Genomic DNA, 13257 nt, shown 5'->3' with positions numbered 1-13257 from the left:
AACTTACCGCCCGCGTGCAGGATCGTGAGCACGACCTCGACCGTGGACTTCCCCTCGGTGGGGTGCATATCCACGGGAATGCCGCGGCCGTTGTCGATGACGCGGAGGCCGCCGTCCGCGAGAATCGTCACCTGGATGTGGTCGCAGTAGCCGGCGAGGGCCTCGTCAACCGAGTTGTCCACGATCTCGTAGACCAGGTGGTGCAGACCGCGTGGCCCCGTGGAGCCGATGTACATGCCCGGGCGCTTGCGCACCGCATCCAGCCCCTCAAGAACCTGGATATTGCCGGCGCCGTACTCGTTTTCGGTGGACCCTGAACCCGTTTCGGAACTCATCAAGCCGTTATTCTCCTGCCATCGATCAAGGTCCCAGCCTACCAATTTCGCCTGTGGACTTCTCGGTTTTTCGCGTTCTGGCGCGTTTTTTTTGACAATCCGGACTGTTTTGCCCTGTTAGCCGTAAGTATCGCGCGGGCCACGCCCTGACACCGACCTGAAGCCATGTTTCCAGGACGGGGCGTTGGGTGCGATAAAGCGGATTTCCGTCACCCCGGCTTCCGGGTGCTTCTGGATCATTTTGGTAATCACCTCGGCCCGCAGGCGGCGGAGCTCGGTTGCCCAGGCGGTCGAGTCGCACTGCACGTGCAACACGCCGTCCCGAATCCCGACGACCTCGGCGTGCTCTGCGAGGCGCGGGCCGACGAGTTCCGGCCAGTCCACGATGAGCCGTGATTCCGCGAGCTGCTCGGACCAGCCCAGCTGCGCCGCGACCCCGGCCAGGGTATCGCCGAGCAGGAGCGGGTCCCGATCCTTGTCGAAGGGCTTCGATTCTCCCGTGCGGCGCTTCGCCGCGAGCTTCGGGTTCGAACGCACGCCGGTCCACACCCCGCGAACGCGCAGATAGCTGCGACTGGCGAAGGACATGCCCGCGGGCTCGCGCCTCATGCCGAGCGCTCCCCCACGAGCGCACCGTCCTCGACGAGGAGTGCGTGCCAGGGAATGTTCGCGGGCACGTCGCCCTCGACCGCAGCGGTGACGATGACCTGTTCGTAGTTCCCGACCGCGGCCATGAGCCGCCCGCGGCGGAGCTCGTCGAGCTCCGCGAAGACGTCATCCAGGATGAGCACCGGATCCCCGTCCGGGCTCTCGGCCTTGAGGACCGCGGCCATGCCCAGTCGCAACGCCAGCACGGTAGACCAGGATTCGCCGTGGCTCGCATAGCCCTTCACGGGGAGCCCGTTCAGCCCCAGGACGAGGTCGTCTCGGTGCGGTCCGATCAGGGTCATGCCGCGATCCCGCTCCTGATCAGCCACGGCCTCGAGCGCCATCCGGAACCGCTCCTCCGTCCCGGTTTCACGTGGAACGTTCGCGTCGGCCAGCGCCTGGGCCCAGGACGGTTGGATGCCCAGGGTCGGGCGGTGATCGCCGTCCACGAGCAAGCGATAGGCGTCCCGAACCGGGCCCTCCAGGTCCAGCACGAGCGCGAGCCGGGCGTTGATGATCTGGCTTCCCAGCTCCACGAGCCGTTCGTCCCACACGGAGAGGGTCGCCCGGACCGCCTCGTGGTTCCCAGTCAGCCGGGCCGTCTTGAGGAGCGCGGAACGCTGCCGGACGACCCGGTCATAATCCGCGAGGACTCCCCCGAGCACCGCGGACCTGGCCGCGACCGCCTCGTCGAGGAAACGTCGCCGCACCGAGGGCTCCCCGCGAACAATCGCCAGGTCCTCTGGCGCGAACAGCACCGCGGTGAAATAGTGCGTCAGCTCCCTCGGTTTCACCGCGTTCCGGTTGAGCTGGGCCCGGTTTGGTCCGGTGCGGTTGAGCTGCAGCTCCAGGAGTTGCTCCCGCTCGTTGCGGTGCACCCGCATCCGGATCACGCCCGACTCGGCCCCGGCGCGGATCAGGGGCTGATCGCTCGACACCCGGTGCGAGCTGAGCCCGCTCAGGTACGCGATCGCCTCAACCGCGTTGGTCTTGCCCTGGCCGTTCCGCCCGAGAATCAGGTTCGGCCCCGCACGGAACCGCATCTCGGCGCTGTGATAGTTGCGGAAGTCCGCGAGGCTCAGGTGCGTGACCCGCATCGGGAAGCGCTATCGCAGCAGCAGGTTGGGCTGCAGCAGGTACTTGAAGCTGTCGTCGCTCGCCTCGTCCTGGCTGCGCTGGCTGGTGATCAGCACGGGGCCCGGCTTGTTCGGGTTGTCCGTCTTGGTGAACGAGATCCGGGCGTACTCGGAGTGCGTCGCACGCAGGCCATCGAGCAGGAACTGCGGCTTCAGCGACACGACCGTCTCGTCGCCGACGAGGTGCACATCAATCGTCTCGGAGGCCTGAGCCGTCTCGGAGCCCGCGGCCTCCAGCGTGACGGTGCCCTCGCGGAAGCTGAAGCGCAGGGCCGCCTCGCGCTCGAGCACGAGGCCGACGCGGTTGGTGGCCTCGATCAGGTCGGCCGTGTTCACGACGGCGTAGTTGTCAACGCTTTCGGGGAACAGGCGACGCACGGGCGGGTAGTTGCCCTTGATCAGCAGCGAGGTCACGGTCTTGTTGCCGCCGGTGAAGGCGACCAGCTCGCGGTCATCGTTCTTGATGATGGAGACCTGCACCGTGCCGTTGTTCGAGAAGGTCTTCCCGACCTCGGTCACGATCTTGGCGGGCACGAGGGCGGTCATTTCCGGCTGGTTGGCCGTGTTCTCCCAGTCGATGCCGCGGACGGCGACGCGATAGCGGTCGGTTGCCGTGAGCGACAGCGCGTTCTCGTTCACCTCGAACTGCACCCCCGTAATGACCGGGGTGACATCGTCCTTGGACGCGGCGACGGAGACCTGGGCGATGGCCTCGGCAAAGGTGTCCGCGGGAACGAGTCCGGAAACAGAGTCGATCTGGGGCACGGTCGGGTACTCCTCAACCGGCATCGAGGGCAGGCTAAACGACGCGGAGCCGCAGCGCACCGCGATGCGGCCGTCCTCGATAGAGACCTGCACGGGCGCCTGCGGCAAGCGGTTCGCGATCTCGTTGAGCAGGCGACCGGAGACGAGTGCGCGCCCGGGCTCGTCGACCGATGCCGTCACGCTCGTCCGCGCGGAGACTTCGTAGTCGAAAGACGAGACGGTGATCTCGTTCTCTGCGGCCTCAATCAGCGCTCCACTCAGGAGCGGCTGGGTCGGACGCTGGGGCAACAGCTTGACCGCAAAGGAGACCGCCTCGCTGAATACATCTCGATCTACGGTAAATCGCATTTGTGACACCTCGCGTCGCCTCGGAGAAACAACACCAATCTTGGCACACTACGGAGCTTCCTACTCACAGAGAGTTGCTTTCCGCCCGATTCGCCAAGGGTTGTTGAATCTCAAATTTCTCTCTAAATATCGTTAACACTCTTAACGGTTGTGGATAGTGTGGATAACTCTGTTTCGCCCAATCGCTGACAGGGATCGCGGGCCATTCGGGCTGTCCATGGGGTGTGGAATCTTTTCCAGCCGCGGAAGGACGCGGAAAACCGCCCAGGCCGGTTATCCACAAGGCCCACTCGGATACCCACAGATTTCAGCCACTTCCCCCGAGTTATCCACAGGCCCTTGTGGGTTGTGAGTAATTCACGACACAAACGCCGAGCGGGCGCGACCGGCTAGAAGCGGTTGTTCTGCTTGATGCGGTTCGTGAGCTCGGTGACCTGGTTGTAGATCGAGCGGCGTTCGGTCATGAGCTGGCTGATCTTCTTGTAGGCGTACATCACCGTGGTGTGGTCACGCCCCCCGAAGAGCTGGCCGATCTTGGGCAGCGACAGCGCGGTGAGGTCGCGGCAGAGGTACATCGCGATCTGCCGGGCCGTCGCCAGCTGCTGCGAGCGGGACGAACCATAGAGGTCGTCGACGGAGAGTTTGAAGTACTCCGCGGTGTGCGTGATGATGTCCGTCGGCGAGATGACGTTGTCCTCGTCAAGCGTGATCAGGTCCTTCAGCACGGTCTGCACCAGGGGCATGTCGATGGGCTGCTGGTTCAGGCTGGCAAAGGCGGTGACCCGGATCAGGGTGCCTTCGAGCTCGCGGATATTTGAGGAGGCCTTTGACGCGATGAACTCGAGAATGTCGTCGGGCACCTGGAGGCGATCGCTCTGCGCCTTCTTCCGGAGAATCGCGATTCGCGTCTCCAGGTCGGGGACCTGGATGTCCGTGATCAGGCCCCATTCGAAGCGGGAGCGCATCCGGTCCTCGAAGCCGGTGAGGTTCTTCGGGTGCACATCTGAGGTGATCACGACCTGCTTGTTGTGATCGTGCAGTGTGTTGAAGGTGTGGAAGAAGGCTTCCTGGGTCTCCGCCTTGCCCTGCAGGAACTGAATGTCATCGATCAGCAGGATGTCGACGTTGCGGTAGCGCCCGTGGAACTGCGTGCCCTGGTTGTTCGCGATCGAGTTGATGAAGTCGTTCGTGAACTCCTCGGAGCTCACGTAGCGGACGCGGACCCCGGAGTAGAGCACCTGGGCGTAGTGGCCGATCGCGTGCAGCAGGTGGGTCTTGCCCAGGCCGGACTCGCCGTAGATGAACAGCGGGTTGTAGGCCTTCGCCGGAGCCTCGGCCACGGCGACCGCGGCGGCGTGCGCGAAGCGGTTGGACTGGCCGATCACGAAGCTGTCGAAGCTGTACTTGGGGTTCAGCCGGCTCTCGTCAATGGGCTGGGTCGTCATCGGCTCGGCGGCGGCGGGCGCGGGCTCCTCCTCGACCGGGCGCGGCGCGGCTTCCTCAGCGGGCGCGGGCTCGAATTCCGGCTCGATGTCCGGGTTGACGACCACGGCGAAGGTCTGGATGCTGCTGTCGTGATTGGTCGACGCGATCGCGTTCATGAGCGCCTGCCGGAGTCGGTGCTCCAGCATGGTGCGGGCGTAATCGTTCTGCACTTCGAGGTACAGGGTTCCCGCCATGACCCCACGGGGTTTTGCCAGGGAGACGAATCCTCCGAGCATGGGAGCCACGTTGCTGTCCTGCAGCAGGGCGGCGGAGATCGCGGCCCACGCGGCTTGAACCTGCTCCTCAGAATGCATGTATTCTCCACTTGTCAACAGTTTTCCACACAGTTATCCACCCTAACGTGCCCAGAATTCTGCGGAAGACTGAGATTCTCAGGCAAGGCTGTGGATAACGGTATCCACACGCTACCCAGAGGGAAAGCGATCCGGCAAGTCCCCTCTGGCGACTCGCCGCCGGGGGACGCGCCTTCCGCGCTTCGGGGAGAGGAAGCTCATAAAGTTTTCGCTCGGCTTTGACGCACCGGCATTTTCCGCGTAAACTTGACTCTTTGTATGGCCCTGTCGTGGGCCAGCGATCTTCCCGAGCGTTCACAGCTCGGGCTGCACACCCCCATTTACGGAGAATCCCATGAGCAAGAGAACGTTCCAGCCGAACAACCGTCGCCGCGCCAAGGTGCACGGTTTCCGTCTGCGGATGCGCACCCGTGCGGGCCGTGCGATCCTGTCTGCGCGTCGCAGCAAGGGCCGCTCGAAGCTCTCCGCCTAGATCGATCCAGACCCGATCGTGCTCGCCCGGGGTCAGCGCATCACACGGGGTGATGACTATCGGCGCATTGTCCGATCGGGCCAACGCGTGGGCGGTGCCGTGTGCATCACCCACGCGGTTTTGTGCTCCCCGGACACGCCAGCACGATTCGGGTTCATCATTACCAAGGCCATCGGTCACGCGCCCCAGCGGAATCTCATCCGCAGGCGCATGAAGGCCGTCGCTCACCAGCTCGTCTCCGAGGGTTTCTCCGGGGCCGAGCTGGTGATTCGCGCGCTTCCGGCCAGTGCCACAGCGAGTTTCTCTGCGATCCACGCCGACATGTCGCGTGCTGCCGCTCGTCTTCAAGCGAAACAGGGCGATCGGGCCGAAGCCGGGAGCCTCGAAGCGAGTGCGCAATGAAGCACCTCCTCCTCGGGCTGTGGCTCCTCCCCCGGAACGCCGCGATCGCCATGATGCGGGGCTACCGAGCCGCGATCTCTCCCCTCTACGGGCCGGTGTGCCGCTATCACCCGTCCTGTTCCCGGTACTCCCTCGAGGCCTATCAGGAGCGTGGCTTCCTCGTCGGCCTCGCGCTCACCATCTGGCGGCTGCTCCGCTGTAATCCCTTCTCCTCCGGCGGGATCGACGACGTTCCCGCGCGCACGAACCCTCTCTTCAGCACGAATCAGCACGGCTTTGTGATTGCCGTCGACCGAAAGGCAAGCTAACGCCGATGGACTTCTTCGAGACACTGCTCTGGCCCCTTCGCTGGGTCGTCGAGGTCCTCCTCGTGGTGTGGCACCAGGTGTTCACCTACCTGGGGGTACCGCCGGAATCCGGCGTGAACTGGATCCTCTCCATCATCGGCCTGGTGATCGTGGTGCGCTCCGCGCTCATCCCGGTCACGGTGAAGCAGATTAAGTCCCAGCGGCGCATGCTGGAGATGGCGCCCGAGCTGAAAAAGATTCAGGCGAAGTACAAGGGCAAGACGGACCAGTTCTCCCGCGAGGCGATGAGCCGCGAGTCGATGGCGCTGTACAAGAAGCACGGCACCAACCCCTTCAGCTCCTGCCTGCCGATTCTGCTGCAGATGCCGATCTTCTTCTCCCTGTTCTACACGCTGCGCACCGCGAGCGAGAACAAGCCCGGCGTCGGCATGATGACCCAGGAGCTCTCCTCGAACTTCTACCAGGCTGAGATCTTCGGCGCTCCGCTGAAGATGACCTTCATGCAGGCCTGGCAGGACGGCCCCTGGCAGGTGCTCCTGCTCGCGTCGATCCTCGTCATTCTCATGATCAGCTCGCAGTTCTTTACGCAGCTGCAGATCGTCTCGAAGAACATCTCCGAGGAGACGAAGAGCTCCCCGATGTACCGCCAGCAGAAGATCATGCTGTACATCATCCCGTTCATGTTCCTCTTCTCCGGCGTGGCCTTCCCGCTCGGCCTGAACTTCTACTGGTTCACCTCCAACCTGTGGACGATGGCGCAGCAGTTCATCGTGATCCGCAGCATGCCGACCCCCGGCAGCGAGGCCTTCCGCCAGCGCCAGGAGCGCCTGCAGAAGCGCGGTAAACTGACCTTCGAAGAGGTTGAGGCCGGCAAGGACCAGCCCACCAAGCCCGCCGGGCAGCGCCAGCAGCCCGTCTCCAAGAAACGCGCCAAGCAGCAGCCGAAGCCCGGCTCCGCTGGGAACCAGAAGAAATAGGATCCACCATGACCACGAGTTCCGTTTCCCCCGAGGGCGCCGAGGACCAGGCGAACCCGACCCTGGCTGACCTTGAAGCGGAGGGTGACTTCGCCGCCGATTACATCGAGGGCCTCCTGGACATCGCAGACCTGGACGGCGATATCGACATCGAGGTTCGGAACGGCCGGAGCTATCTCTCGATCACGGGCGGCGAGGGTGACCTCGATGTCCTTTCCCGTTCGGAGACCGTGAACGCACTCCAGGAGCTGACCCGCCTGGCCGCACAGGGCAAGAGCGGGAACTTCTCCCGTCTCATCCTGGACATTGGCGGCTCCCGCGAGACGCGATCTCGCGAGCTGCACGCCATGGTGGACGCTGCCGCCGTGGCGTTGGCCGCTGGCCAGGCCGAGGTTGAGCTGGAACCCATGTCGTCCTATGAGCGCAAGCTGGTGCACGACTACGTCGCCGAGAAGCAGCTCTTCTCCGAGTCTCGCGGGGAGGGCCGGGGACGCCGGCTCGTCATCCGCGAGAGCCTCTAGTTTCACGTGAAACGCCGATGAACGTCGACGTTGAGGCAGAGCCCGCAGCCGCCGCGGAACTCGCCGGAGATCGCATTGAGCTGCTGCGGAGATACACCGCAAACCTGGTGGCTCGGGGCGAAGAGCTCGGCCTGATCGGGCCGCTTGAGCTTCCCCGGATCTGGACCCGGCACGTGCTCAACAGTGCCGTGGTTGCCCCGCTGCTCGGACCGGGGCTCGTCGGCGACGTCGGCTCCGGCGCTGGCCTGCCGGGCATCGTGCTCGCGGCCCTCCGGCCGGACCTCGAGTTCGTCCTCATCGAGCCGATGGAACGCCGGGTGCTCTGGCTGGAGGAGCAGGTCGCAGACCTGGGGTTGGGCAACACGCGAGTCCTGCGCGCGCGCGCCGAGGAAGCTCGCGGCGAGGTGCTCCTGGATACCTGCACGGCGCGCGCCGTGAGCGCGCTCAAGAAGCTCGTCCCGATGACCGCTCCCCTGGTGCGCGCGGGCGGTGAGCTGATCTTCCTCAAGGGGAACAGCGTTGACGCCGAGATCGCCGCAGCCACTACCCAGCTCAAAAAGGCCAGAGTCGTCAATCCACGCGTCGAAATCTTGGGTGACGGCCTGCTGAGCGAGAGCACTCGAGTGTTTCGGGCTACAGTTGAGGGACGTCCCGGTCACGGGGCCCCATCCCCCCGTTTCACGTGAAACACCGTCCGCAGCGAAAAGGGATCAATGACTGAATTCGAGAGCTCCCCACTCGGGAATCAGCTTGCCGACAAGGTACGACGTCGGCGGCGCCTCGAAGCGCACACCTCGCCCTTGCCCGAGCAGACCCGGATCTTTACCGTCTCGAACCAAAAGGGCGGCGTCGGAAAGACCACGAGCACCGTGAACCTCGCGGCCGCCCTCTCCCGGCGCGGCGCGCGCGTCCTGGTGATCGACCTCGACCCGCAGGGTAACGCCTCAACGGCGCTCGGGGTCGAGCACCGTCCCGAGGTCAACAGCATCTACGAGGTGCTGCTCGGCGAGTCCTCCTTCGCGGACACCATTCAGCAGGCAACCGATAATGAACGGCTGTGGTGTATCCCCTCGACGATTAATCTCTCCGGAGCCGAAATTGAGCTTGTCTCGATGGTGGCCCGTGAGCAGCGCCTGAAAAGCGCGCTCGATGAGTATCTGAGCGAGCACCCCGAGGCCTTCCACTACGTCTTTATCGACTGCCCTCCGTCGCTGGGTCTGCTCACGGTCAACGCCTTCGTCGCGGCGACCGAGGTCCTCATCCCCATTCAGTGCGAGTACTACGCGCTGGAGGGCCTCAGCCAGCTCCTCAACAACATCAGCCTGATCGAGCGGCACCTCAACCCGAAGCTCGCCGTCAGCACGATCCTGCTGACAATGTACGATCCCCGGACGAATCTGGCCCAGGAAGTGGCCGCCGAGGTCCGCGAGCATTTCCCTGAGCAGACGCTGGAGACGAAGATCCCCCGCTCGGTTCGGATTTCTGAGGCACCGAGCTACGGTCAGACCGTGCTGGAGTATGACCCCGGATCGACCGGCGCACTCGCGTACCAGGAGGCCGCCGCCGAGGTTGCCGCCCGGTGGGCAGCTCGGGTTTCGCAAGAGGAAGGGCAGTAACGATGGCGACGAAAAAGCGCTCCGGTCTCGGGCGGGGAATAGGAGCACTCATTCCTCAGGCCCCCTCGGGCGAGGACCGTCCCGTGGACGTGTTCTTCCCCCAGTCGATCGATCCCGCCGCGGATCCCGTGTCGGAGCCCTCGGCTGCCAGCGAGGCGACGGACCTCGTTGAGGTCCCGGGGGCGCGGCTCGCACAGCTGTCCCCGGCGGACATCACCCCCAACCGCGTCCAGCCGAGAACCGAGTTTGACGAGGAAGCGCTCGCTGAACTGACGCACAGCGTCCGCGAGTTTGGCGTCCTGCAACCCATCGTGGTGCGAGAACTGGTCCCCGCTCCCCCGGCAGGCCAGCCCCAGTACGAACTGATTATGGGCGAGCGCCGGCTCCGAGCCAGCAAGCGGGCCAAGCTGAGCACGATCCCCGCGATCATCCGCTCCACCGCTGACGAGGACATGCTGCGCGATGCGCTGCTCGAAAACCTGCACCGTGCGCAGCTGAACCCACTGGAGGAAGCCTCCGCCTATCAGCAGTTACTTGCGGACTTTGGCATCACGCAGGAGGCGCTCGCGAAGCGGATTGGCCGCTCGCGACCCCAGATCAGCAACACGATTCGGCTGCTGCAGTTGCCCGAGCGCATCCAGTCCCGGGTGGCCGCAGGGGTGCTCTCTGCGGGGCACGCTCGTGCGGTGCTGGCGCTGAACGGCGATGAGATCGCCATGTCCGATCTCGCGGACAAGATCGTCAACGAGGGCCTGTCCGTCCGCGCCGCGGAGGCGGCAGCGACCAAGGTGCAGGGCGAGTCGAAGCCCGGCAAGGCCAAGGCCCGCCCCGGTGGGCGCATTGGGCAGATCGACGAGATTGCGGAGCGGCTCGGGGACCGCCTCGATACCCGGGTGAAGATCCAGCTCGGAGCGAAGCGGGGCCAGGTCACCATTGACTTTGCCACCATCGAGGACCTGAAGCGAATCCTGCACGAGCTCGGCGACCCCGGGTTCCAGTAACCGCTCCCCCACATCGAACCGCCAAAACCGGCCCGCTGTGTTCCACGTGAAACATAACGGGCCGTTTTTGCGTCTCCTGGCGCGATTCTGCCGAAAATGAGCTGCAAACCGTGGCCGGAAGTGCAGAAATGTTCGCTTAGGATCAATCTGGGAAAAAAGTCCTGATCAGGCGCATAAAAAAACGGCGATTTCTGGGTTATTTCGCCGAGGTGTGTCGGAAACGGGTGCCGAGCGCACAACAGCGCCGCCGAACACTCGGAGCGCGTCGGAGCTTTCCGGAGGAAACTCGTTCGCGGCGAGGGTTCGGCGGCGCTGGAGGAAACGCGAGGCGCGTGCGGTTGGGCTTAGATGATGCCCTGGGCCTGGAGCGCCCGCTCGATGCTCTGCTTGGGCTGGGCACCGATGATTTCGGTGACCTCGGCCCCGTTCTGGAACACCTTCATCGCGGGGATGGACGTGATCCGGTACTGAGCGGACAGCTGGGGGTTCTCATCGACGTTGACCTTCACGATGCGGAGCTTGCCCTGCTGCTCCTCGGCGATCTGGTCGAGGATCGGGCCGACGGCGCGGCACGGGCCGCACCACGCAGCCCAGAAGTCCACGAGGACGGGAACGTCGCTCTTCAGGACCTCGGCATCGAAGGTGCTCTCGGTTACTGCGGTGCTGGCGGACATAGATTCTCCTTTTGGGTCTGGAATCGATAACGAGGCAGGGGCGGAAGTTATTCCGCTGCGGCCCCGACCGTCTCCGGTGCGGCCACATCGTCGAGCGCGGCCAGGTAGTGCTCCGCGTCGAGCGCGGCGGCGGTTCCCGATCCCGCGGCGGTGATGGCCTGGCGGTAGCTCGGGTCAATCACGTCACCAGCGGCAAAGACACCGGGAAGGGACGTCTTCGAGGTGCGGCCGTCCACCCAGACGGTGCCGTCCGAGTTCAGGTCGAGGACGCCGTGGATGAGCTGGGTCCGCGGGTCGTTGCCGATCGCGATAAACAGGCCATCGATGTCGAGCGTGGAGGTTTCGCCGGTGACCGTGTCGGTCAGGGTCAGGCCCGTCACCGAGTCATCGCCGGAGATGCCGCTGACCGTGCTGTTCCAGACAAACTCAATCTTCTCGTTGTCGAACGCGCGCTGCTGCATGATCTTCGAGGCCTTCAGGCCCTCGCGGCGGTGAATCACGGTGACCTTCTTGGCGAAGCGGGTGAGGAAGGTGGCCTCCTCCATCGCGGAGTCGCCGCCGCCGATCACGGCAATGTTCTTGTCCTTGAAGAAGAAGCCGTCGCAGGTAGCGCACCAGGAGACGCCGTGGCCGGCCAGGCGATCCTCGTCGGGGAGGCCGAGCTTGCGGTACGCGGAGCCGGTCGCGAAGATCACGGCCCGGGCCTCGGTCACGGTTCCGTCGGCGGTCGTGACGCGCTTCACGTCGCCCGCGAGATCCAGCGCGGTCACGTCGTCATAGGCGACCTTGGTGCCGAAGCGCTCGGCCTGCGCCTGCATCTTTTCCATTAGCTCTGGACCCTGGATTCCCTCGGGGAAACCGGGGAAGTTCTCGACGTCGGTGGTGTTCATGAGCTCACCGCCGGGCTCAACGGAGCTGGCGAACAGCAGCGGTTCCAGACCGGCTCGCGCCGCGTAGATCGCCGCGGTAAACCCTGCGGGACCGGACCCGATGATGATGATTTGCTGCATCCGAAACTCCTCCGTGCGATAAGTGCCCTGCGTACAGGCTCAAACCAATCCTAGGCCGAGGTTATTCCGCCTGAGCTGAGGAATCGTCGAGGGCCGCCTCGGCTCGGGTGGCCCGGCGGGAGTGCCGGATGCTGCGCCAGATCCCGAAGCCGAAGAACGCGAGGACGAGCGAGCCGAAAACGATGAGGATGAGGGTCTCCCAGGTGCTGTGGATACTCATCGGGAAGACGGCCGAGACCACGGGGTCACCATCGGGGTTTTCGAGCGAGACATCGAGCGCGGATTCCCCGGAGGAGACGCGGGCGGAGACCGGGATGAGCACGTTCACGCTGGATTCAGCGGGGATCAGGGTCTCCTCGGAGCGTGGTTCGAGGACCAGCAGGCTCGGGTTGACCGCGCGGCTCTGGGCCGTGACGAGGGCATCAAAGGGGAGCGTGTTCCGCACCTGGACGGGCACGCGGGAACTCGTGCCAATGAGCTGCGTGGTGGCGGAAGAACCCGCGAGAGAGATGCCGTTGATGGTGTCGCGGTCCCGGTCGAAGTAGGCTTTGGCCGCCTCGGCGTACTCGGGGGCGAGGGGGTCGATTCCCGCGGAGAAGAAGCGCAGGACCCGGACGCGTTGCAGACCGACGAGGAGTTCCGGTTCGGCGAGCACGCGTGAGGTCTTGGCGATCGGGGTCTCGTGCTGCACGGCGAGCGCCAGATCGGCGAGGCGATCGCTGGGCACCGGCATCTCGGTGAGGGAGGCGGTGCCGTTCGGGCCGGAGGCGAGCGGGGCTGACGAGACCCAGGGCAGTGAGGACAGCGTGTTCAGCAGGAGGGTCGCGGCCTCGCTGTCCACCGCGGACCGGTCGAGGGCGAGGGTCTGCACGCCGGACGGCCCCTGTGCGGCTGAGAGGGCCAACGCGGCGGTCAGGGTGGCCTGCCCGCGCGCCTGCTCCGGGACGGAAGCGCCCAACACGGCCTGATCGGCGGCGGCTTGGAGTTCGGCGGTCACGGGCACGAGGGTGACGCCGTCCCGGCTCCCGGAGGCGCTGCCTGACGGGCTCAGCGAGGTGTTTGCGAAGGTGGTCAGGGCCGTCGTTAACCCGTTATTGCGCAGGAAGGTGAGCGTGTCGCTCGTGATCGTGTCCGCCCGGGGCCAGGCCACGTCCTCGCGGGTGTAGGTCCACTCGGTCAGGGTGGCGACCGAGGGCGCGGCCGGGTCCTCGGACGGCGCGCTCCCCTCCGCGCTATCGCTCAGGT

At 65.1% G+C, this 13257-nt stretch carries 16 protein-coding genes; 8 read left to right on the top strand and 8 right to left on the bottom strand.

Going from position 1 to position 13257, the window contains the following annotated elements:
* The 5 genes from OOT08_RS09600 to dnaA all read right to left on the bottom strand — a co-directional run.
* Positions 1-335: ATP-binding protein (locus OOT08_RS09600; RefSeq protein ID WP_325092427.1), on the bottom strand; the 335-nt coding region annotated here is incomplete at its 3' end.
* Positions 336-452: 117 nt separating this feature from the next.
* Positions 453-923, bottom strand: coding sequence for a DUF721 domain-containing protein (locus tag OOT08_RS09595; protein WP_325092426.1), 471 nt, complete (start codon positions 921-923; stop codon positions 453-455).
* Positions 924-940: 17 nt separating this feature from the next.
* On the bottom strand, positions 941-2080 hold the full coding sequence (recF, locus tag OOT08_RS09590; RefSeq protein WP_325092425.1) for a DNA replication/repair protein RecF: 1140 nt from the start codon (positions 2078-2080) through the stop codon (positions 941-943).
* Positions 2081-2089: 9 nt separating this feature from the next.
* Positions 2090-3232 (bottom strand): DNA polymerase III subunit beta, encoded by a 1143-nt coding sequence (gene dnaN / locus OOT08_RS09585; protein WP_325092424.1) that lies wholly within the window; start codon positions 3230-3232, stop codon positions 2090-2092.
* A gap of 389 nt (positions 3233-3621) precedes the next feature.
* Positions 3622-5031: a chromosomal replication initiator protein DnaA gene (gene dnaA / locus OOT08_RS09580; RefSeq protein WP_325092900.1), complete on the bottom strand. Its 1410-nt coding sequence runs from the start codon at positions 5029-5031 to the stop codon at positions 3622-3624.
* A gap of 334 nt (positions 5032-5365) precedes the next feature.
* Here dnaA and rpmH point away from each other — a divergent pair, with 334 nt between their 5' ends.
* From rpmH to OOT08_RS09540, 8 genes are read left to right on the top strand one after another with little or no spacing between them, the layout of a single operon-like run.
* Positions 5366-5503 carry a 50S ribosomal protein L34 gene (rpmH, locus tag OOT08_RS09575; RefSeq protein ID WP_325092423.1) on the top strand — a complete coding sequence of 46 codons (138 nt, stop codon included), beginning with the start codon at positions 5366-5368 and terminating at the stop codon, positions 5501-5503.
* Between the two features lie 18 nt (positions 5504-5521).
* Entirely contained in the window at positions 5522-5905 is a 384-nt protein-coding gene (locus tag OOT08_RS09570) for a ribonuclease P protein component (RefSeq protein ID WP_325092422.1), read from the top strand.
* On the top strand, positions 5902-6213 hold the full coding sequence (gene yidD, locus OOT08_RS09565) for a membrane protein insertion efficiency factor YidD (RefSeq protein WP_325092421.1): 312 nt from the start codon (positions 5902-5904) through the stop codon (positions 6211-6213). Before OOT08_RS09570 ends, yidD begins: the two co-directional genes overlap by 4 nt.
* A gap of 5 nt (positions 6214-6218) precedes the next feature.
* The gene (gene yidC, locus OOT08_RS09560; RefSeq protein ID WP_325092420.1) at positions 6219-7190 is read left to right on the top strand and encodes a membrane protein insertase YidC; all 972 of its coding nucleotides are present in this window, start codon (positions 6219-6221) and stop codon (positions 7188-7190) included.
* An 8-nt stretch (positions 7191-7198) separates the two neighbouring features.
* Positions 7199-7711: a Jag family protein gene (locus OOT08_RS09555; protein WP_325092419.1), complete on the top strand. Its 513-nt coding sequence runs from the start codon at positions 7199-7201 to the stop codon at positions 7709-7711.
* A gap of 17 nt (positions 7712-7728) precedes the next feature.
* Complete coding sequence (gene rsmG / locus OOT08_RS09550) at positions 7729-8397, top strand: 16S rRNA (guanine(527)-N(7))-methyltransferase RsmG (RefSeq protein WP_325092418.1); 669 nt, start codon at positions 7729-7731, stop codon at positions 8395-8397.
* A 27-nt stretch (positions 8398-8424) separates the two neighbouring features.
* Entirely contained in the window at positions 8425-9327 is a 903-nt protein-coding gene (locus OOT08_RS09545; RefSeq protein ID WP_325092417.1) for a ParA family protein, read from the top strand.
* Positions 9328-9329: 2 nt separating this feature from the next.
* Positions 9330-10328: a ParB/RepB/Spo0J family partition protein gene (locus OOT08_RS09540; protein WP_325092416.1), complete on the top strand. Its 999-nt coding sequence runs from the start codon at positions 9330-9332 to the stop codon at positions 10326-10328.
* 344 nt (positions 10329-10672) lie between these two features.
* Here the strand turns inward: OOT08_RS09540 and trxA are convergent, their stop codons facing one another.
* The 3 genes from trxA to OOT08_RS09525 all read right to left on the bottom strand — a co-directional run.
* A complete protein-coding gene (trxA, locus tag OOT08_RS09535) occupies positions 10673-11002 on the bottom strand; it encodes a thioredoxin (RefSeq protein WP_325092415.1) in 330 nt (109 codons plus the stop codon).
* A 47-nt stretch (positions 11003-11049) separates the two neighbouring features.
* Positions 11050-12012, bottom strand: a complete 963-nt coding sequence (trxB, locus tag OOT08_RS09530; protein ID WP_325092414.1) for a thioredoxin-disulfide reductase — start codon at positions 12010-12012, stop codon at positions 11050-11052.
* 61 nt (positions 12013-12073) lie between these two features.
* A partial coding sequence (locus OOT08_RS09525) for a DUF6049 family protein (RefSeq protein WP_325092413.1) occupies positions 12074-13257 on the bottom strand: 1184 nt, incomplete at its 5' end.

The organism is Leucobacter sp. M11 (assembly GCF_035726885.1).
Classification (GTDB): Bacteria; Actinomycetota; Actinomycetes; order Actinomycetales; family Microbacteriaceae; genus JAPFRB01.
Note: the sequence above shows the minus strand (reverse complement) of the source record. Positions and strands in the feature narration are given on the sequence as shown.